The 19,994-nt window shown below is 70.3% G+C and carries 15 protein-coding genes and 1 pseudogene; 3 read left to right on the forward strand and 13 right to left on the reverse strand.

The genetic code is table 11. From position 1 onward, the window contains the following. Positions 1-219: 219 nt before the first annotated feature. The 10 genes and pseudogenes from QFZ67_RS17870 to QFZ67_RS17915 all read right to left on the reverse strand — a co-directional run bounded on the left by QFZ67_RS17870 (position 220) and on the right by QFZ67_RS17915 (position 12,422). Positions 220-1,680: an MFS transporter gene (locus QFZ67_RS17870; RefSeq protein WP_307662085.1), complete on the reverse strand. Its 1,461-nt coding sequence runs from the start codon at positions 1,678-1,680 to the stop codon at positions 220-222. A gap of 144 nt (positions 1,681-1,824) precedes the next feature. After that, entirely contained in the window at positions 1,825-2,847 is a 1,023-nt protein-coding gene (gene fbaA / locus QFZ67_RS17875) for a class II fructose-bisphosphate aldolase (RefSeq protein ID WP_307662086.1), read from the reverse strand. 191 nt (positions 2,848-3,038) lie between these two features. Then, complete coding sequence (gene pyrE / locus QFZ67_RS17880; RefSeq protein ID WP_307662087.1) at positions 3,039-3,587, reverse strand: orotate phosphoribosyltransferase; 549 nt, start codon at positions 3,585-3,587, stop codon at positions 3,039-3,041. A 10-nt stretch (positions 3,588-3,597) separates the two neighbouring features. Continuing rightward, positions 3,598-4,407: an aldose 1-epimerase gene (locus tag QFZ67_RS17885; protein WP_307662088.1), complete on the reverse strand. Its 810-nt coding sequence runs from the start codon at positions 4,405-4,407 to the stop codon at positions 3,598-3,600. A gap of 9 nt (positions 4,408-4,416) precedes the next feature. Next, positions 4,417-5,358 carry an SRPBCC domain-containing protein gene (locus QFZ67_RS17890; RefSeq protein WP_307662089.1) on the reverse strand — a complete coding sequence of 314 codons (942 nt, stop codon included), beginning with the start codon at positions 5,356-5,358 and terminating at the stop codon, positions 4,417-4,419. Positions 5,359-5,447: 89 nt separating this feature from the next. Further along, the gene (locus tag QFZ67_RS17895) at positions 5,448-7,043 is read right to left on the reverse strand and encodes a polyamine aminopropyltransferase (RefSeq protein WP_307662090.1); all 1,596 of its coding nucleotides are present in this window, start codon (positions 7,041-7,043) and stop codon (positions 5,448-5,450) included. Between the two features lie 74 nt (positions 7,044-7,117). Further along, positions 7,118-7,636: a DUF2617 family protein gene (locus QFZ67_RS17900; RefSeq protein ID WP_307662091.1), complete on the reverse strand. Its 519-nt coding sequence runs from the start codon at positions 7,634-7,636 to the stop codon at positions 7,118-7,120. A gap of 341 nt (positions 7,637-7,977) precedes the next feature. Continuing rightward, positions 7,978-8,205, reverse strand: a complete 228-nt coding sequence (locus QFZ67_RS17905) for a hypothetical protein (RefSeq protein WP_307662092.1) — start codon at positions 8,203-8,205, stop codon at positions 7,978-7,980. A 200-nt stretch (positions 8,206-8,405) separates the two neighbouring features. Further along, positions 8,406-11,034, reverse strand: a pseudogene (locus QFZ67_RS17910) (SpoIIE family protein phosphatase). Positions 11,035-11,288: 254 nt separating this feature from the next. Further along, the gene (locus QFZ67_RS17915; protein WP_307662093.1) at positions 11,289-12,422 is read right to left on the reverse strand and encodes an aminotransferase class I/II-fold pyridoxal phosphate-dependent enzyme; all 1,134 of its coding nucleotides are present in this window, start codon (positions 12,420-12,422) and stop codon (positions 11,289-11,291) included. 382 nt (positions 12,423-12,804) lie between these two features. On the opposite strand from QFZ67_RS17915, the gene QFZ67_RS17920 reads away from it, so the two are divergent. Next, complete coding sequence (locus QFZ67_RS17920; protein ID WP_307662094.1) at positions 12,805-14,013, forward strand: glycosyltransferase family 39 protein; 1,209 nt, start codon at positions 12,805-12,807, stop codon at positions 14,011-14,013. Positions 14,014-14,041: 28 nt separating this feature from the next. Here QFZ67_RS17920 and QFZ67_RS17925 read toward each other — a convergent pair whose 3' ends face one another. Together QFZ67_RS17925 and clpB are read right to left on the reverse strand one after the other, a co-directional pair. Next, positions 14,042-14,581 carry a YbjN domain-containing protein gene (locus QFZ67_RS17925; protein WP_307662095.1) on the reverse strand — a complete coding sequence of 180 codons (540 nt, stop codon included), beginning with the start codon at positions 14,579-14,581 and terminating at the stop codon, positions 14,042-14,044. A gap of 412 nt (positions 14,582-14,993) precedes the next feature. Next, the gene (gene clpB, locus QFZ67_RS17930; protein ID WP_307662096.1) at positions 14,994-17,579 is read right to left on the reverse strand and encodes an ATP-dependent chaperone ClpB; all 2,586 of its coding nucleotides are present in this window, start codon (positions 17,577-17,579) and stop codon (positions 14,994-14,996) included. Positions 17,580-17,711: 132 nt separating this feature from the next. Between clpB and QFZ67_RS17935 the strand changes: the two genes are divergently transcribed. Continuing rightward, positions 17,712-18,116 carry a pyridoxamine 5'-phosphate oxidase family protein gene (locus QFZ67_RS17935; protein WP_307662097.1) on the forward strand — a complete coding sequence of 135 codons (405 nt, stop codon included), beginning with the start codon at positions 17,712-17,714 and terminating at the stop codon, positions 18,114-18,116. Positions 18,117-18,264: 148 nt separating this feature from the next. On the opposite strand, the gene QFZ67_RS17940 is transcribed toward QFZ67_RS17935, so the two are convergent. Further along, on the reverse strand, positions 18,265-18,585 hold the full coding sequence (locus QFZ67_RS17940; protein ID WP_142214562.1) for a (2Fe-2S)-binding protein: 321 nt from the start codon (positions 18,583-18,585) through the stop codon (positions 18,265-18,267). Positions 18,586-18,971: 386 nt separating this feature from the next. Between QFZ67_RS17940 and QFZ67_RS17945 the strand changes: the two genes are divergently transcribed. Continuing rightward, positions 18,972-19,955, forward strand: a complete 984-nt coding sequence (locus QFZ67_RS17945) for a helix-turn-helix transcriptional regulator (protein WP_307662098.1) — start codon at positions 18,972-18,974, stop codon at positions 19,953-19,955. Positions 19,956-19,994: the final 39 nt, after the last annotated feature.

Here is a 19,994-nt window from a genome sequence, read left to right on the forward strand (position 1 = left end):
TAGAGCCGAATGTCCAGCCCCGCCGGCGTTTGAGGCGCGGGGTCCGGGGCGGAGCCCCGGTCAGAGCCGAATGTCCAGCCCCGCCGGCGTTTGAGGCGCGGGGTCCGGGGCGGAGCCCCGGTCAGAGCCGAATGTCCAGCCCCGCCGGCGTTTGAGGCGCGGGGTCCGGGGCGGAGCCCCGAAGCAAGCCCCGCCGGCCATTGAGGCGCGGGGCCCCGGTCAGTGCTCCCGCGCAGGCGCCTGCTCCAGCGGCGGCGCGACCACCCCGCAGTTGACCCTGCACTCCGGCCGCGGCCCCACCGCCCCTCGCACCCCCCTCCGCACCGTCGACCAGGCGATGAGCGACCCCACCACCAGCACCCCCGCACACATCGGCATCGCCCGCCGGAACGTCTCCCCGAACTCCTCCGCCGAGCGGTACGCCTCCGGCCCCATCCCGGCCAGCAGCGGCAGCGCCGCCACCGCGAGCAGACCGGCCACGCGGGCCGCCGCGTTGTTGATGCCGCTCGCGAGCCCCGCCCGCCCGGTTTCCACGGACGCCAGCACCGTCGCGGTCAGCGGCGCGACCAGGGTCACCATGCCCAGACCCATCACCAGCAGCGCGGGCAGTACATCGCTTACGTACGACGCGTTCTCGCCCACGCGGAGCATCAGCAGCATCCCGCCCGCGCAGAGCAGCGGGCCCACGGTGAGCGGGATGCGCGGGCCGATCCGCTCCCCCAACTCGCCCGATTTCGCGGACAGGAGCAGCATCAGCACGGTGGTGGGCAGCAGCGCGGTCCCGGCGCCGAGCGCCGAGTAGCCGGACACCACCTGGAGTTGCAGGGCGACCAGGAAGAAGAACCCGGCGAAGGCCGCGTACACGCACAGCGTCACCAGATTGACCGCGGTGAACTGCCGTGAGCGGAAGATCGACGGCGGCAGCATCGGGTCCGGCCGCCGCCGCTCGACCACCACGAACGCCGCCCCGAAGACCACGCCCGCGACGCCCGCCCACACCTGCGGCGCGATGAGCCCGTACGTCACCAGCGCCAGCGACGTCGCGCCGAGCACCGCCCCGAGCACATCGAACCGGCCGTGGTGCTCCGGGTCGCGCGACTCCGGCACATGCTTCAGTGCGACCGGTACGCAAAGCGCGGCCAGCGGCACGTTGATGAAGAAGATCCAGCGCCAGCCGGGCCCGTCGACGAGCCAGCCGCCGAGGAACGGCCCGACCGCCGCGCCGACGCCGCCGAGCCCCGACCAGAGCCCCACCGCGCGGGCCCGGTCGTCAGGGTGGAAGCTCGCCTGGATCAGGGCGAGTGACCCGGGCGTGAGCAGAGCAGCGCCGATGCCCTGTAGGGCGCGGGCGCCCACCAGGAGGAGGTCGTTGGGTGCGAGGCCGCAGAGCAGCGAGCCGATGGCGAACCAGATCGTGCCGAGGACGAAGATCTTCCGCCGCCCGTAGCGGTCGCCGAGCGCACCGCCGAGCAGGATCAGCCCGGCCAGGGTGAGCGTGTAGGCGTTGACGGTCCACTGGAGGACCGCCATGTCGGTGTCGAGGTCCTCCCCGATGCGGGGCAGTGCGACATTGACGACGGTCGAGTCCAGCAGCGCCATGCTGGACCCGAGCACGGTCGTGAGAATCACCCAACGGCCGGTGGCCGTGGCGAGCCGGATACCACCCGGGCTGTTGTCCACACCGGGATCATCCCAGCCGCCCCCGGCTCGGACGAGTCGGCGGAGGGCACGGATCTGGGCGCTCGCGATGGAACCTTCCGGGACATGCATCGGGCCCGGCACCCCGCGAAGGGGGTGCCGGGCCCGGCGGCGTACAGAGCGCTCTTACTTCAGCTTGGTGCCCGTGGAGCGCAAGGCCGCGCAGGCCTCGGAGACACGCTTGGCCATGCCGGCCTCGGCCGACTTGCCCCAGGTGCGCGGGTCGTAGGTCTTCTTGGAGCCGACCTCGCCGTCGACCTTCAGGACGCCGTCGTAGTTCTTGAACATGTGGTCCGCGACCGGGCGGGTGAAGGCGTACTGGGTGTCGGTGTCGAGGTTCATCTTCACGACGCCGTTCTCCAGCGCGGTGGCGATCTCCTCGGCCGTGGAGCCGGAGCCGCCGTGGAAGACGAAGTCGAACGGCGAGGTCTTGCCGTACTTCTCGCCGACGCCCTGCTGCAGGTCCTTCAGCAGCTCGGGGCGCAGGACGACGTTGCCCGGCTTGTAGACGCCGTGGACGTTGCCGAAGGAGGCAGCCAGGAGGTAGCGGCCCTTCTCGCCCAGGCCGAGCGCCTCGGCGGTGCGCAGCGCGTCGTCGACGGTGGTGTACAGCTCATCGTTGATCTCGTGTGTGACGCCGTCCTCCTCGCCGCCGGTCGGGGTGATCTCGACCTCGAGGATGATCTTGGCGGCGGCGGCCTGCGCCAGCAGCTCCTGGCCGATGGCCAGGTTGTCGGCGAGGGTCTCGGCCGAACCGTCCCACATGTGGGACTGGAACAGCGGGTTCTGACCGTTGGCGACGCGCTCGGCGGAGATGGCGAGCAGCGGGCGGACATAGCCGTCCAGCTTGTCTTTGGGGCAGTGGTCGGTGTGCAGCGCGACAGTGACGTCGTACTTGGCGGCGACAATGTGCGCGAACTCGGCGAGGGCGACCGCGCCGGTGACCATGTCCTTGTTGTACTGGCCGCCCAGGAACTCGGCACCGCCGGTGGAAATCTGGATGATGCCGTCGCTCTCGGCCTCCGCGAAGCCGCGCAGCGCAGCGTGCAGAGTCTGGGACGAGGTCACGTTGATCGCCGGGTAGGCGAACTTGCCGGCCTTCGCCCGGTCGAGCATCTCGTTGTAGACCTCGGGAGTCGCGATGGGCATGTGTCCGCTCCTTGTGATGTGCGGGTGTGTGGTGCTTGGCCCTGACCTGGGGGCGACGTCATCGTCGGCGCCTATCTTTCCAGACTCTCGGCGCGACTCCACCAGGCGTGCGCCATGGACGTGCGTGAGGGGTGTGGCGTTTCACGTGAAACACCACACCCCTCACCATCACCGCAGGTCAGAGCCCTCGATCAGGCGAGACCGAGCTCGTCGAGCGAGTACGCGTAGAGGTACGGGACCCCAGCCGTACCGCTGATCTTCTCGCCGGCGCCCGTCGCCCGGTCCACGATCGTGGCCACCGCGACGACCTCGCCGCCGGCCTCGCGTACGGCCTCGACGGCAGCCAGCGGGGAGCCGCCGGTGGTGGAGGTGTCCTCGACGACCAGGCAGCGCCGACCCTTGATGTCCGGGCCCTCGACCCGGCGCTGCATGCCGTGCGCCTTGGCCTCCTTCCGTACGACGAAGGCGTCGACCCGCTCTCCGCGGGCGGCGGAGGCGTGCAGGATCGCCGTCGCCACGGGGTCGGCGCCGAGCGTGAGGCCACCCACGCAGTCGTAGTCCAGCTCCGCGGTGAGGTCGGACATGACCTGACCGACGAGCGGGGCGGCCGCGCCGTCGAGCGTGATCCGGCGCAGATCCACGTAGTAGTCGGCCTCAAGACCCGAGGAGAGGGTCACCTTGCCGTGTACCACGGCCTTGTCCTTGATCTGCTGGAGCAGATCGGCGCGTACGTCAGTCATGCCCATGAGCTTAAAGGCGGCGCCAGCTCCAGGTCGTCGCGATCTCCAGGGGCTCGATCGGGGTGACGAGCTGAGGGTGGCTGTTGAGGCCGTTCGGGGGGCCGGACTGCGGTTCGACGCAGACGGCCGCCTCCTGCTCGTCGTAGATCACGACCCATTCGGCGCGGCTGGCGATCGTGAGCTCCAGCTGCCCGGGCCAGGTGAGGGTGACCGAGACGCCGTCGGGCATGCCGAAGCAGTCGTCCCAGGGGCCAGGGAGGGGCGGGATACGCCGGCCGGTCGGCAGGTGGCCGTCGCCGCGCTCCTCCTGCCATTCGGCGGTGAAGTCGATGCGCACGTCCTCGCCGGGTGCGCCCTCGCCGCCGAGGTTGCGCAGGAACCAGGGGTGCCAGCCGGCCTGGGCCGGGAAGGACGTCTCGTACGTCTCGACGCCCATGGCGAGCGTCAGCGAGTCCTCTGCCAGCTCGAAGGTCTGGGTGACCCGCCCGGTGTACGGCCAGGGCTCGGCGAGGTCGTATGTGAAGGCCGCCTCGCTCTTGGCCGTACGGGCGGTGCGCCAGGCGGTGTCGCGGCCGGTGCCGTGGATGGCGTGCGGCGGAGAGTTGAGCGGGAGTTGATGCGGTACGTCGCCGTTGCGGAACCGGCCGTTGGCGACGCGGCCGCACCAGGGGACCATCGGGAAGGAGCCGTACCGCTCCCCCTGGCGCAGCACCTCGGTGCCGCCGATGGTCAGGCTCGCGACGCGGCAGCCGTTTCGCGGGTGCACGGTCAACTCGGCGTCTCCGGCTGCCAGCCGGATGCTCTCTTCGCTGCTACTCACACCACGACACTACTTGCGACGGCGCAGCACGCGTCCGACGACCACGGCGGAGGCGATCGCGAGGGCGGCGGCGGGCGCGACCCACCGCAGAGTGGCACCGGCACTGCCGGCATCGGGCGGGGGCGTGGGCGCGTAACGCCCGCGCGGCGGCGCGTGATCGACCTCCTCGGCGCTCCGCCCGATCATGGTCCGTCGTGCATGAGCGGCCTCGGCGGGGGGCTCGTCGGGGATGACGGGGATCTCGTGCAGTTCTTCCGCCTCCGCTGCGTCGGGGCCGTCAACTGCGCCGAACGGCTCCTCGGCGACGGGGTCGAGGGAGGGCGGCGGCACGGGAGCGTCAAACACGGACGCGTTCGCCTCGTCGTCGACGTCGGCGTCGGCCGGGGTGGCGTCGTCAGCCGCGGTGGCGTCGGCGTCGGGCGCGGTGGCGTCGGCGTCGGGCGCGGTGGCGTCGGCCGTGGCGGACGGGCTCGCATCGTGGGCGTCGCTCGCGGGCTGCGGCACACTCGCAGCCGCCGGCGTGGCCCCCGCCGCATCACCCAACCGGTCCGCGAAGCGGTCCAGCAGGCGGTGGGCCGCCGCGGTCGTCTGCGCGGGATCCAACTCCGCCAGGCGGCCCTCCGCGCGGGACGCTGCCGTGAACGTGAGCGCCGTGCCGCCCTCCGTCGGTTGCGGTCGGATCGTCAGGGTCACCTTTGCCGAGCCCGTGCCGCGTGCCTCCACGCCCTCACCCTCGACCGCGAAGACCTCGCCCTGCTCCACGATGCGCAGCGTGCCGCGGTAGGTGATCGTGTGACCGCCGATGCGGACCTTCAGGCGGCCGGAGAGCGGGCCTGCCGACTCGTCCGCGTCCTGTTGGAGCCCCGGCACGCATCGGGCGACCCGGGCAGGGTCCCTCAGTGCCTTGCGGACGGTCTCTGGCGTAACCGGAACGAACACCTCATGCTCCATGGGAGTCGAGCCTACTCAGACACGACCGCCACGTCAGCGTTTCAGTCTGTGTACGGCTCAGCCCGTGTACGACTCAGTCCAAGGACGGCTCAGTCCATGTACCGCGGGTGCACCAGCGTCGACGGCGGCAGCGCCGACAGCCTCGTACGCTCCGCGCCCCGCGCCCCCGCGGCGAGCGCGGACGGGCCCAGCGTCCGCAGCCGCGGCGCTTCGGGGTCGAGGCCGAGCCCCGGCGCCCACCCCGCCCCGGCGAGCAGGAAGCCCCAGTCGTGCGGCGCGGACGCCGTGCCGGTCGAGCGGTCCGGGCCCGCCGTGAAGCCGGAGAGCCGTCCGGTGGCGCAGTACGGACGTGTCCCGAAACCCGCGCCCCGCAGCGTCGCGTCGACCGTCCAGAACGTATGCGGACGGGAGCCTGCCGGCCCCGCGTGCACCACGAGCCGCCCGCCGTCCGTGAGGACTCGCGCGGTGAGTCCGTAGAACTCCTGGGAGTAGAGCTTGGTGCTCGGCGTGATGCCCGGATCGGGCAGGTCCGAGATCACCACGTCGTACGCCCCCCTTGGCTCCCGCAGCCAGGAGAACGTGTCCGCGGCGACGACCCGCACCCGCGGATCCCGGTACGCGTACTCGTTCAGGACGGCCAGCGCCGGATCGGTACGCGCGAGCCGGACGACGCCCGGGTCGAGCTCGACGACGGTCACCGACTCGACGCCCGGGTAGCGCAGCACCTCGCGCGCCGCCAGCCCGTCGCCCCCGCCCAGGATCAGCACCTGCGCATGCGGCCCCCGCATCGCCGGGTGCACCAGCGCCTCGTGGTAGCGGTACTCGTCGCGCCCGCTGACCCGCAGCCGCCCTCCAATGAAGAGGTCCAGCGGCCCCGACGGGTCGCCGGTGAGCACGACTTCCTGCAGCTCGGTGTGGACGGCGACCCGCACCTCGTCGCCGTAGACCGCCCGCCGCGCCGCCCGCTCGAAGTCGTCGACCAGGACGGTCGCGGTCGCCAGCAGCGCAAGCACCGTCACATTGGCGACGAGCAGCCAGGCGCGCCAACGCACCGTCAGATCCCGCCGGAACAGCCACAGCACGAGCGCGCCCCCCGCCACCGCGTTGACGCCGCCCGTCAACAGCGCGCCCGTGAGCTGCCCGAACCATGGCAGCAGCAGAAACGGAAACGCGAGCCCGCCGACGAGCGCACCCACATAGTCCGCGGCGAAGAGATCGGCGACCGTGCCCTCCGCGTCACGCCGCGAGATGCGCTGGATCAGGGACATCAGCAGCGGGATCTCCGCGCCGATCAGCACCCCGATGGCGAGGGAGAAACACACCAGCACGCCGCGGGACTCGCCGATCCAGGCGAACGCGGCGTACAGCACCATCGCCGAGCAGCCGCCGACCAGCGCGAGCACCGCCTCCAGCAGGCCGAAGCCGACCGCGGGCCGGCAGCGCAGCCTCTTGGCGAGGAGCGAGCCGATGCCCATGGCGAAGACCATCACCGACAGCACGACGGAGGCCTGGGTGACGGAGTCGCCGATCAAGTACGAAGCGAGGGCGACCAGTTCGAGCTCGTACACCAATCCACACGCGGCGCAGACGAAGACAGCCGTCAACACGAGATACCGGCCGGCGTCGGGGCACACGGGCAGCCGAACCGCTTGCGGGGGCGGTGAGGTCGACAGCCGATCGATCATGTTTGTAACGCTACGTCAGGGGTAGTGCGCCGCCTGTCACCCACAAGGGTGCTACTGGAGCGCGGGAGGCATAACTACAGCGTTGCAGGCATACGGGCGCCGACCCGCGTACGGGTGACGACTAGGCGGCCCTCCTGCGGATACGCATGCCATGTGCGCCACCGCACCTGCCCCTCGCGCCGCTGCGCCAGCATGGCCGTAAAGGCGTGCGGCGAGCCGGGAAACGTGCCGGCGAGACCCTGGGGGTGGTCGGCGACCAGCGCGAGCAACTCCTGCGCACGCCCCGCGAAGGAGCCCTTCGAGAGCGTCTCGACGCGGGCCGCGAACTCGTACTCCCACGCACCGAGCCGCTTGGCCACGCCGAGCGGCAGAGGCGTGCTGCTGCCGGGCATGCAGGCAACGGTCTCGGAGCAGCTGCCCTGCTCCTCCTCCAGCAGCACCTGGTGGGACGCGCCCAACAGTCTCAACTGCAGCTTTGCTCCGGACAGTTCGAGGTCGAGGACGGCCAGGGCAGGCAGCGGCTCCCGTCCCAACGCCCAGGCGAGGTCGTCGGCACGGGTGTCGGTGTAGGCCGTATGGAGGGTCGTGAGCATGGGTCGGCTCCGCAAACACGCTTTGGCGGGTGAAGGACACGTGGACCGGGGGCGCCCCTGAGAGGGAGTTGAAGAAGATCCGGGGACCGCCTGCTCGGGTCCACATCAGGTCCGAGGGCTGGATGGTTCCAACAGGTTCCGACAGCGAGGGAATCATGAACTACGCGGCGCCCACAGCGTTTTTACCCAACTTGAAGGGGTTTCCATCCCCCCGGGGGCCTCACGGTTCAACTGTTCAACTAAAAAGTGTCAGGGAGGTCACTGGGGCGGTCAACAAGAAGGCACCCGGCGGGAGTTCACCCGCCGGGTGCCTTCAGTGGCCGCGGACCAGCTGCCCCGTGTCAGCTGCCTCCGCCGCCGCATCCGCCCCCGCCGCCCCCGCAGGACGAGCTGCTGCCGCCGCACGATGAGCCCCCGCCGTCGCTGCCGGCCCACCAACTGCCGCCACCGCCACCACCCGCGGTCCCGCGCCGACGGCCCTTGCGGCCCTTACCGCTCTTCGAGCCGGCCATCTTGATGATCAAGACGAGCGCGATCCCGACGATCAGAATCCCGAAGAAAGCTGCCACTGCCCCCACCGTCCTTTCGTTCCCCCGAAGTCTTGCGTGTGAGGGGGATGCCCCCGGCCCCGCGGGCCGAAAGCAGACTTGAGCAACTCCAGAGCTTCGGCACAGACGGCGACCATGACGGCCAGGGCTTCCAGCGGTACGGCCTGGCGCACGACCCCGACCCGAGGTACTGGTCACGGCGGGCGCGGGCTCCCGTCGGATCAGGGCAGCGACAGCTCCGCCCAGATCACCTTCCCCTGGGGGGTGTACCGGGTGCCCCAGCGTTCGGCCATCTGCGCGACGAGGAACAGACCGCGGCCCCCTTCATCCATCGTGGCCGCGTACCGCAGATGGGGCGAGGTGCTGCTGCCGTCGGCCACCTCGCAGGTCAGGGTGCGGTCGCGCAGCAGTCGCATCGTGATCGGTTCGGAGCCGTAGCGGAGAGCGTTGGTGATCAGCTCGCTGAGCACCAGCTCCATGGCGAACGCGAGCTCGGACAGACCCCAGTCGTCCAGCTTCTCGGCCACGGCGGCGCGCATCCCTGCCACGGCGGCGGGGTCGAACGGCACGTCCCAGCAAGCGACGTTGTTGGGCGGGATCGCCCGTGTGCGGGCGATGAGCAGCGCCACGTCGTCCTTCGGCCGACCGGGCAGCAGCTCGTCGAGCACCGCCTGACAGCTCTCTTCCGGCGGCCGGTCCGGATGGGACGCCAGGGCCTGACGCAGCAGCTCCATCCCCACGTCGATGTCCCGGGTGCGGTCCTCGATGAGCCCGTCGGTGTAAAGGACGAGTTGCGTGCCCTCCACCAGTTCCAGTTCGGCGGTCTCGAACGGCATACCGCCCAGGCCCAGGGGCGGCCCGGCCGGCAGATCGGGGAACGACACACTGCCGTCAAGGTGGACCAGCGCCGGCACGGGGTGCCCGGCCCGCGCCATCGCGCAGTGGCGGGAGACCGGGTCGTAGATCGCGTAGAGGCAGGTGGCGCCCGTGACCCCCGCGCCGGCCGCCGCCCCGTCCTCCTCCTGGTCGATGCGCCCGACCAGGTCGTCGAGGTGGTTGAGGATTTCGTCGGGCGGCAGATCGAGCGTGGAGAAGTTGTGCACCGCCGTGCGCAGCCGTCCCATCGTGGCGGCCGCGTGCAGGCCGTGGCCGACGACATCCCCGACGACCAGCGCCACGCGGCTGCCCGGAAGCGGGATCACATCGAACCAGTCGCCGCTCACCCCGGACAGCGCGGGCAGGTACCGGTGGGCGACATCGAGGGCGCTCTGCTCGGGCAGGGCCCGCGGCAGCAGGCTGCGCTGCAGAGCCACGGCCAGGGTGTGCTCACGGGTGTAGCGGCGGGCGTTGTCGATGCTGACCGCCGCCCGGGCGACCAGTTCTTCGGCCAGGGACAGGTCGTCCTCCTCGAACGGCTGGGGCTTCTCCGAGCGCCAGAAGTTGGCCACGCCCAGGATGACGCCCCGCGCCTGGAGGGGCACGGTGATGAGCGAATGGATGCCGTAGTCGACGATCATCCGTGTCCGCTCCGGGTCCTGGGCATGCCAGCCGGGCGCGGCGGACAGGTCGGGCACCAGCTCCGACCGGCCGCTGCCGAAACCCCGTGCCTGCGGTGTGGAGGGGAGGAAGTCGATCAGGCGGTCGAGCTCATAGAGGGGATGGTCGTCCCGGATGCCGTGGACGGCGGTGCGGCGCATGTCCGTACCCGTGCCGGCCGGCTCCTCCCCCCGCAGGACCGGGTCGGCCAGATCGACGGTGACGAAGTCGGCGAATCGGGGGACCGCGACCTTCGCCAGTTCCTCGGCCGTACGCACCACATCGAGGGTGGTGCCGATGCCCAGACCGGCGTCGTACAGCAGTTTCAGCCGCTCGCGCGCCATGTCCGCCTTGCCGGACAGCGTCCGCAGCTCCGTGGAGTCACGCAAGGTCGCGACCGTCCCCCTTGGGGCCACCGTGACGATCCGTGGGCCGCTGGTTCACCGCAAGCAACCGCTCCCCGGCCAGGTGCACCTCGTCCGTGGCCACGCGACCCGACGTCAGCAGCTCCACCGTGGAGGGATCAAGGCTGGGCAGTTCCGAGATGTGCCGCCCCTCGGCATCGGGCGGCAGATCCAGAAGCCGCCTGGCCTCGTCGTTCGCCAGCAGCAGCTGACCGTCGTTGCCGACGATGAGAACACCCTCGCGGACGGCATGCAGCACGGCGTCGTGATGCTCGTACATGCGGGTCATCTCGGCCGGGCCCAGACGGTGGGTCTGCCGCCGCAGCCGCCTGGCCACCAGCGCCGTCCCTCCCGTGGCCAGGGCGAGCGCGGCGGCTCCGGCGCCGAAGATGATCGGCAGTTGTCGGTCCACCACGCTGGTCACGTTCTTGACCTTCAAGCCGGCGGACACCAGGGCGACGACTTTGCGTTTTTCATCGTAGATGGGGACGGTCGCCTGGACCTCGTGGCCGAGCGGGCCGTAGACGCTCTCTGTGTACACGCGGCCGGCCAGCGAGGGCTCGATGGTGCCGACGAACCTCTTACCGATCCGGTCCGGCTGGGGATGCGTGTAGCGGATCCCCTTCGTGTCCATCACCACGATGAAGTCGACGCCGGCCGCCCTCCGCGCCTTCTCGGTGAGTGGCTGGAGCACCTTGGAGGGGTCAGGGGTCCTCAGCGCGGCCAGGACGCCCGGAGAGTGCGCGAACGTTTCCGCGACGGCAACTGAACGGTGCTTCGCCTCTGTGTTGGTGTCGTGCCGGGACTGCAGCACAAGCGCCAGCATCGCGGCTGCCACGAGCAGCACCACCACAGCCACCTGTAGAGCGAAGACCTGCCCGGCGACGCTCCGGGGATGCTTGTCGGTCAGTGACCGAACCGGTGCGCTCCGGGATCGGTCAGAGCGTTTGACCACATTGACCTTTCTAACACCGCAAGGTGCTCCTCGGCCAAAGATTGCTGACCTGCGGACGGGGCGGGGGCCGACTCTTCACGGGGGGCGGGGGCATTCGTTTACGCGGTCAACGAGTTTGTCACCGACCGCCTTGGTGGACTCCTTAGTGTGCTCGCGCGCGCAGCCTTTGCAGGCACGGCTCGGACCGGCACGGCTCGGACCGGCACCGATCAGCGCGCGTTGATCAGCTGGTCCACCGCCGTGCGGATCGAATCCTCGCGCTTGCAGAACGAGAAACGGGCCAGCCAGGCCGGAGCATTCGCGCTGAGGTAGAACGCCGATGTCGGGATGGCCACCACACCGGCGCGCGCCGGCAAGTCCCGGCAGAACTGCACGCCGTCCGAAAAGCCCCACGGCCGCACATCCGCCTGCACGAAGTAGCCGGCATCGGCACGGAAGGGCCGCAGTCCAGCCTCCGCCAGGCCGTCGCTCAAGAGGTCCCGATTCCGGCGCAGAGTGTCCCGCAGACCCGCCGCCCACTCTTCCACCGAGCCGAGCGCATGCGCCAGCGCTTCCTGATACGGAGTACCCGAGGCGTAAGTCAGGAACTGCTTGGCGGCGCCCACCGCTGCGACAAGCGGCGCGGGCCCACAGACCCAGCCGACCTTCCAGCCCGTTGTGTTGAAGGTCTTGCCCGCCGAGGAGATGACCACCGTCCGTTCCCGCATCTCCGGCAGGGCCGCGATGGGGAGATGGCGCGCACCGTCGTTGTAGACGAGGTGTTCGTAGACCTCATCCGTGATCACCGTCAGCGAGTGCTCACGGCACACATCCGCGATGGCTTCCAACTCCTCGGCCTTGAAGACCATGCCCGTGGGGTTGTGCGGAGTGTTCAGGATCAGCACCCGGGTGCGCGGGGAAACGGCCGCCCGCAGGGCGTCGGCGTCGAGGGCGAATGCGGCGCCGTCGAGGACGAGGGGGACGGCGACCAACCGTGCCCCGGCAAGCCGGGCATCCGCCGCGTACGCGTCGTAGCAGGGGTCGAAGGCGATGACCTCGTCACCGGGGTTGCAGAGCGCCAGGAGGGCCGCAGCGAGTGCTTCGGTGGCGCCCGTGGTGACCAGCACCTCGCCCTGAGGCCGGTATTCGAGGCCGTACCGGCGCAGCTGATGAGCGGCGACAGCCTCGCGCAGCGCCGGGAACCCATGAGCGGGCGGGTACTGGTTGCTGCCCGCGAGCACCGCATCCGATACGCCCTTGAGAAGCACGGGCGGACTGGCCAGCTCCGGCACCCCTTGCCCGAGGTTCACGGACCCGGTGCTCCGCGCCAGCTCCGTCATCTCCGTGAAGATCGACGTGCCCATGCCCTGCACCCGAGCCGCAGGGCTCCAGCCTGCCGAGCCCACTACGCCGCGCGCCTCAGCCGTCCCCACCATGTTCATGCGATCCCGCTTTCCCGAGTCCACCAACCAGGAGATTCGGCCCTCACGATAGGCACCACGCGGAACACCGGCCTACTGGTGAGCGTGTTCAAGCCTTCACCGGAGCCGCTGACCAGGCGGTGACCCGCCTCCAGGGGCTATCTGGCGGCCGGTTCCCCAGCGGCTGGCTCTTTAGCGGCTGAAGCGTTCGCTGTCACGGGCGACACGCGCCCCTTCGGCCGACCGGGTAAGAACCGGCCCTGTCCGGCTGGTCAGCGCTCGCGCGCGGGGCCTTGGCCGCTCATGGTCGGGTTGACCGACCCCTGTGCGCGCCCGGAGGTGCCCCCTGTCCGCCGAGACTTTCGACAGCGCACCGGCACAGGGCTCCCGGCCTGTCCCCCGCTGGCGCGCCGCGCTGCTGCGAGCCGCCCCCGCGCTGGGGCTGTTCGCGGCTGCGCGGCTGACCGGGCTGCTGGTGATGGCCGGCTGGGCCTGGCACATCGGGCGCTCCCCGCGTGCGATCGTGGCCCGCGCCTGGGACTCCGACTGGTACATGCTGATCGCCGAGCACGGCTACGGCCGCACGCTGTACTGGCCGGACGGCGCGGTCCAGAGCGATCTGGCGTTCTTCCCGCTCTACCCGGCGCTGGTCCGGGCTGTGACGACCGTGCTGCCGGTGACCAGCGGCACGGCGGGGCTGCTGATCTCCTGGACCGCGGCGGCGGCGTCCGCGTGGGGGATCTACGCAGTTGTGGAGCGGCTGCACGGGCGGCGGACCGCGACCGTGCTGGTGCTGCTGTGGGGCCTGCTGCCGCACTCGATCGTCCTGTCCATGGCGTACACCGAGCCGGTGCTCACCGCGTTCGCCGCGTGGTCGCTGTACGCGGTGCTCACCCGGCGCTGGGTGTGGGCGGGCGTGCTGGCGTCGCTGGCGGGGCTTTCCCGGCCCAATGGGATCGCGGTGGCGGCGGCGGTGCTGGTGGTGGCGGCGTACGAACTGGTCCGGGCGTACCGGCGGCGTGAGCGCCACCGCGCGCTCGGGCGGGTCTGGGCGGCGGCCGCGCTGGCTCCGCTCGGCTGGTGCGGGTATGTGCTGTGGGTCGGCTTCCGCACGGACGACCCGCTGGGCGGCTACTTCGCCGTGCAGCGCGGGTGGACCTCGCGGTTCGACTTCGGGATCGGGGCGCTGAAGGTGGTGCGGGACATCGTGCTGCGTCCGACGCTGCTCTCGCTGATGGTGGCGATGCTGATCGTCGTGGCGGCGGTGCTGCTGTTCGCGCTGCTGGCGCTGGACCGGCCGCCGACTGCGCTGCTCGTGTACACGGCGGTGCTGTTGCTGATCACGGTCGGCGGGTCCGGCTTCTTCGAGTCCAAGCCGCGGTTTCTGCTGCCGGCGTTCCCGCTGCTGCTGCCGCCGGCGTGCGCACTGGCGAAAGCCCGGCCGAGGGCGGCGGTCGTGGTGACCGTCGTCCTGGCCGGGCTTTCGTTCGCCTACGGGGCGTATCTGCTGACGCTGTCCCCGATCGCGCTGTAGGGCGCTGCGGGGGCCGCCTCCAGGGCGGTCAGGCGTCGTCGGCGGGCTTCTCGTCCGCGTCCGCCGGCTCCAGACCGAGCTGCTCGACGAGCCACTTGTCGAACTCGATCGAAGCGCGGACCCAGCTGACGGTCGACGACACGAAGTGCTCCAGGCTGACGCCGGTGCCGATCAGCATCTGCGCCTCGCCGATGAGGCGGACGGTGGTGGGGCCGTCCTCCTCTTCGTGGATGTGCGTGTAGACCTTCGGCCACAGGGTGCGGCGGTTCCAGTCGTCGATCGCCTCGAGGACCTTGGACTTGTCCTCGAGGGCGTGCGGCCGGTCGTAGAACGTCCGCACCGAGAAGACCTGCTGGTCGTCCTCGCCGCGGAACATGAAGTACGTGCGGAATTCCTCCCACGGCGCGGCAAGGTCACCCTCGTCGTCGACGACGTACTTCAGCTCCATCTGGTCGAGGAGCTGCTTGACCAGGTCCTGGTCGGGAACGACGGGTCCCGCCGCCGGTCCTGCGGCCTGAGGCTGGGGCTGGCCCCCGAAATTCGGAATCGAGGACGGATCGATGGTCACCGTGGATTTCCCTTCGTACGGTTCCTGCCATCCTCTCCCATGTCGGGCGGGTACTGGCAACCCCTACCGGGCCGGGCGGCGGGAAGGGGGGTGCGGGGCGAGCCCCGCACCCCCGGCGCGGCAGCTTCGCGCCGCGGGGCCGAGCCCGGCCGAGGTGCCGGTCGGTGCCGGTCGGCCCGCTGACGGGCCGCGGCGGGGAAGAGGGTGCGGGGCCACGCCCCGCACCCCCCGCGCGACAGCTTCGCGCCACGGTGGCTGGCCAGCCACCGACGGCTCCGCCGCTCCGCGGCGGGAAGGGGACGCGGACGCGAGCCCCCGCACCCCCCGCGCGGCAGCTTCGCGCCGCAAGGCCGAGCCCCGGCCGCCGGTGCGGCCGGGCCACCAGCGGGCAGCTCCGTCGCGCGCGGGCCACTTACTGCGCCGGGCCCACCAGTAGGCCGTCCTCGAAGCGGTCCACGCGGACCGTGTCGCCGTCCGTGACCTCGCCCGCCAGGATTTCCTTGGCCAGGCGGTCGCCGATCGCCGTCTGGATCAGGCGGCGCAGCGGGCGGGCGCCATACGCCGGGTCGTTGCCCTCGTCCGCGAGCCATTCCAGGGCAGCCGGGGTGACATCCAGCGTGAGGCGGCGTTCGGCGAGGCGCTTGGCGAGGCGGTCGATCTGGAGCTTCGCGATGTGGACCAGCTCGTCCTTGGACAGGGCCGAGAAGACCACCATGTCGTCCAGCCGGTTCAGGAACTCCGGCTTGAACGAGGCCCGTACGACCTCGAGGACCTGCTGCTTCTTCTCCTCCTCACTGCTCAGCGGCTCGACCAGATACTGGCTGCCGAGGTTCGAGGTCAGGATCAGGATGGTGTTGCGGAAGTCCACCGTCCGGCCCTGGCCGTCCGTCAGACGGCCGTCGTCGAGGACCTGGAGCAGGATGTCGAAGACCTCGGGGTGCGCCTTCTCCACCTCGTCGAGGAGGACGACGGAGTACGGGCGGCGGCGCACCGCCTCGGTCAGCTGGCCGCCCTCCTCGTAGCCGACGTAGCCCGGAGGCGCGCCGACCAGGCGGGCCACCGAGTGCTTCTCGCCGTACTCCGACATGTCGATGCGGACCATCGCCCGCTCGTCGTCGAAGAGGAAGTCCGCCAGCGCCTTCGCCAGCTCCGTCTTGCCGACGCCCGTCGGGCCGAGGAAGAGGAACGAACCGGTGGGCCGGTCGGGGTCCGCGATCCCGGCGCGGGTGCGGCGTACGGCGTCGGACACCGCCTGGACCGCCTCCGTCTGGCCGATCAGCCGCCTGCCCAGCTCGGATTCCATCCGCAGGAGCTTCTGGGTCTCCCCTTCCAGGAGGCGTCCGGCCGGGATGCCCGTCCAGGACCCCACCACATCCGCGATGTCGTCCGGGCCGACCTCCTCCTTGACCATCGTGTCCTTGGCCGCTTCCTGCTCGGCCACCGTGGCCTCCTCCAACTCCCGCTCCAGGCCCGGGATCTCCCCGTACAGCAGCTTGGAAGCGGTGTCGAAGTCGCCGTCGCGCTGCGCGCGTTCCGCCTGGCCGCGCAGTTCGTCGAGCTTCTCCTTCAGCTCACCGACGCGGTTGAGGCCCTGCTTCTCCTTCTCCCAGCGTGCGGTGAGGCCACGCAGCTCCTCCTCCTTGTCGGCGAGGTCGCGGCGGAGCTTCTCCAGACGCTGCTTGGAGCCCTCGTCGGTCTCGTTCTTGAGCGCCAGCTCCTCCATCCGCAGCCGGTCCACGGCCCGCTGCAGCTCGTCGATCTCGACGGGCGAGGAGTCGATCTCCATCCGCAGCCGGGACGCGGCCTCGTCGACGAGGTCGATCGCCTTGTCGGGCAGAAAGCGCGATGTGATGTACCGGTCCGAGAGGGTCGCGGCGGCGACCAGCGCGCTGTCCGCGATCTGCACCTTGTGGTGGGCCTCGTACCGGCCCTTCAGCCCGCGCAGGATCGCGATCGTGTCCTCGACCGTCGGCTCGGCCACCAGCACCTGCTGGAAGCGCCGCTCCAGCGCCGCGTCCTTCTCGATCCGCTCGCGGTACTCGTCGAGCGTCGTCGCGCCCACCATCCGCAGCTCACCGCGCGCCAGCATCGGCTTGAGCATGTTGCCCGCGTCCATCGCGGAGTCCCCGCCGGCGCCCGCGCCCACGACGGTGTGCAGCTCGTCGATGAAGGTGATGATCTGCCCGTCGCTCTCCTTGATCTCGGAGAGGACGGTCTTCAGCCGCTCCTCAAACTCACCGCGGTACTTCGCGCCCGCCACCATCGCGCCCAGGTCGAGCGCCACCAGCCGCTTGTTCCTCAGCGACTCGGGCACGTCGCCCTTGACGATGCGCTGCGCCAGCCCCTCGACGACCGCGGTCTTGCCGACGCCCGGCTCGCCGATCAGCACCGGGTTGTTCTTCGTACGACGGGACAGCACCTGGACGACCCGGCGGATCTCCTGGTCCCGGCCGATGACCGGGTCGAGCTTGCCCTCGCGGGCCGCGGCGGTGAAGTCCGTACCGAACTTCTCCAGTGCCTTGTACTGCCCCTCAGGGTCGGGTGTGGTCACCCGGCGCCCTCCCCTTGCCTTCTCGAACGCGTCCAGCAGCTTCTTCGCCGTGGCTCCCTGCTTGGCCAGCACTTCCCCGGTCTGCCCGCCCTTCGCGGCGATGCCGATGAGGAGATGCTCGGTGGACAGATACTCGTCCCCGAGCTCCTTGGCCCGCTGCGCGGCGTCGGCGATGACGGCGAGCAACTCCCGGTTGGGCTGCGGCGGCGCGACGGTGGACCCCGTCACGCTGGGCTGCGCGGCCAGCACCCGCTCGGTGCCGGAGCGCACGGCGGCCTGGTCCGCCTCGACGGCGGCCAGCAGGTCGATGATGTTCTCGTTGTCCGCGCCCGCGAGCAGCGCGAGCAGCAGATGCGCGGGGGTCAGATCGGGATGACCCTCGGACACGGCCCGGGTGGTGGCGGCGTTGATTGCATCCCGGCTCTTGTTGGTCAGCTCGGCGTCCACGTGCGGTCTCTCCTCCTTGCGTCCTTGCGGGTGGGGCTGTTACCTCAACGCTGACTCATTCAACGTGCACAAAGTTGAGTCTATTCCACTCAACCCAGTGTGAGACAGCCGCCGCCTGTGTAGGTTCCGGGCATGGCCATCGACCCCCGCAACCCCGACGCGTCCTATCTCAAATTCTGGCGTGAGTACCACATGTGCACACTGACGACACCGCGCCAGGACGGAACTCCGCACGTCGTCGCGGTCGGTGTCACCTACGACCCGGAGGGCGGACTCGCCCGCGTCATCACCAACAAGCACAGCCACAAGGTCGACAACATCCTGGCAGCGGGCCCCGACGGGGCGCCGGTCGCGGTCTGCCAGGTCGACAGGGGGCGCTGGGCGACCCTGGAGGGCCGCGCGACGGTCCGTACGGAGCCGGAGCTCATCGCGGAGGCGGTGGGGCGTTACGCGGAACGCTACGGACGCAACCCGACTCCGAACGCGGACCGGGTGCTGATCGAGATCGCCCTGACACGGGCGATGGGCCGGGCCTAGCCCGGGAAGCCCGGGAAGCCGGGGGCCGGGAAGCCCGGGGGGCCCTGGGAAAAGGGAAAAGCACAGCGGCGCCATCGTGTTTCAGGTCCACGATGGCGCCGCTGTGTGGGGGAAGCGCCCGAGCGATTTACAACGACGGGGGAACCGCTCAGGCACTGCGGGGGGTGGCGGTGGTGGTGTCGGGCTCGACCAACTGGTGGTCCCGCTGGTCGAGATTGACGAAAATCATGCCGTACCGGATGGCACAGCGGACGGGCTGCGGAGCTCCACGGGGCCGGCGAAGGCACCGATAGGCGCGGACGTCCTCGTCCTCCTCGCGTGCCACGACAATCGGCTCTCCGAAAAGGGTGACCATCAACGAGTCGCCACGGTGGGGGATTGCCGTGACGAGGTCGATGAAATGCCACCCCGATCTGTAAGCCGTAGCCATCTCACGCCGGAAGACCCGGTCGTCCGGTGGAACGGTCATGCGTCCGTGCGGGCCGGAGCGATACCCCAGGAGGGCTCACCGTTCGTGCCCGTGACGACTGCCGGACCGACACCCCATGAAGGCTCTCCGGGCGTTTTGGCCACAGCGTCCGCGGGAGCGAAGCCCCACGAAGGTTCGCCAGGGGCTGCCGTCACCGCGCCGGCGGGAGAGCTACCCCAGGAGGGCTCACCGGAGGCCACCGCACCGAGCGCGGCCGCCGCTATGGCAAGAGCACAAAGAGCACGAAGCGTCCTAGACATGGGTGATCTCCACCTCTTTTGATCATTCCTCCTCCCCCGCGCATAAGACGATGTCTCACTCCGAACGCTTGCACCAGCGACGGCAGGCATCATGTTCCTGTAATGCAGGAGCCTGAGGGGGTACATATGCCAGCTAATGAGGGCGAATCTGGACACCCTCACGCAGACGGCGAGCTGTGCGAGGCGGGGAAGGGTCTTTACATCACCGCGCTGCGTACCGGGCGAATAGCCCGGTCAGAAGCGGAACCCACACCCTGCCTCTTCGATCTGGCCCTGCTGCACCCGGATCCCGACGACGCACAGTGGCTCCGCCCGGTCCCGCCGACCACTGCGCTGACACAGCTGATACACCCCATCGAGCGGGAGATCCAAGAGCGCCGACGACGAACTGTCGCTCTGACCGATGCTCTTGAGCCATTCATGGCGTTCACCGCTCAGAACTCCACCGTCCCACAAGGGATAACCGTCCTCGAGGGCCTCAACCGCATCAACACAACCCTCGACCAAGTCACCGCAGACTGCACCGAGGAGCTTCTCACTGTCCAGCCCGGAAGCGGGCGACAGCCGCACATCCTGGAGAAGGCGCTGCGCCGCGTGCAGCCGCTGATCGACCGCGGCGTACGGATGCGCACGCTCTACCAGCACACGGCCCGCCACCACCCGGCCACGCTGTCCTACATGGAACAGGTCGGCCCGTCCGGCGTGGAGGTGCGCACGCTGGAGGAGATCATCGACCGGCTGATCATCGTCGACCGGAAAGTGGCCTTCATCCCGGCGAGCAGCGACCGCCTGTCCGCCCTGGAACTGCGGCACAAGGGCATCGTCGAGTATCTCGTCGGCGTCTTCGAGCAGTTCTGGCTGCACGGCATCCCGTGGGAGGAACAGATCTCCTACGGGCCCCAGTTGGACGGCATCACCGGCGTCCAGCGCTCGATCGCCAAGCTTCTGGTCGAGGGGCATGTCGACGAGGCCATCGCCCGGCGCCTCGGCATGAACGTCCGCACCTGCCGTGCGCACATCGCCAAACTGGGCTCCGCGCTGGGCAGTGGCAGCCGGACCCAACTCGGCTATCTCATCGCGCAGTCGGGGATTCTGGAACACGAGGACTGACCGGCGACGGCCCCGGCGTCCGCCGACACGCCGGGGCGG

This window comes from Streptomyces sp. V1I1, from assembly GCF_030817355.1.
Taxonomy (GTDB): domain Bacteria; phylum Actinomycetota; class Actinomycetes; order Streptomycetales; family Streptomycetaceae; genus Streptomyces.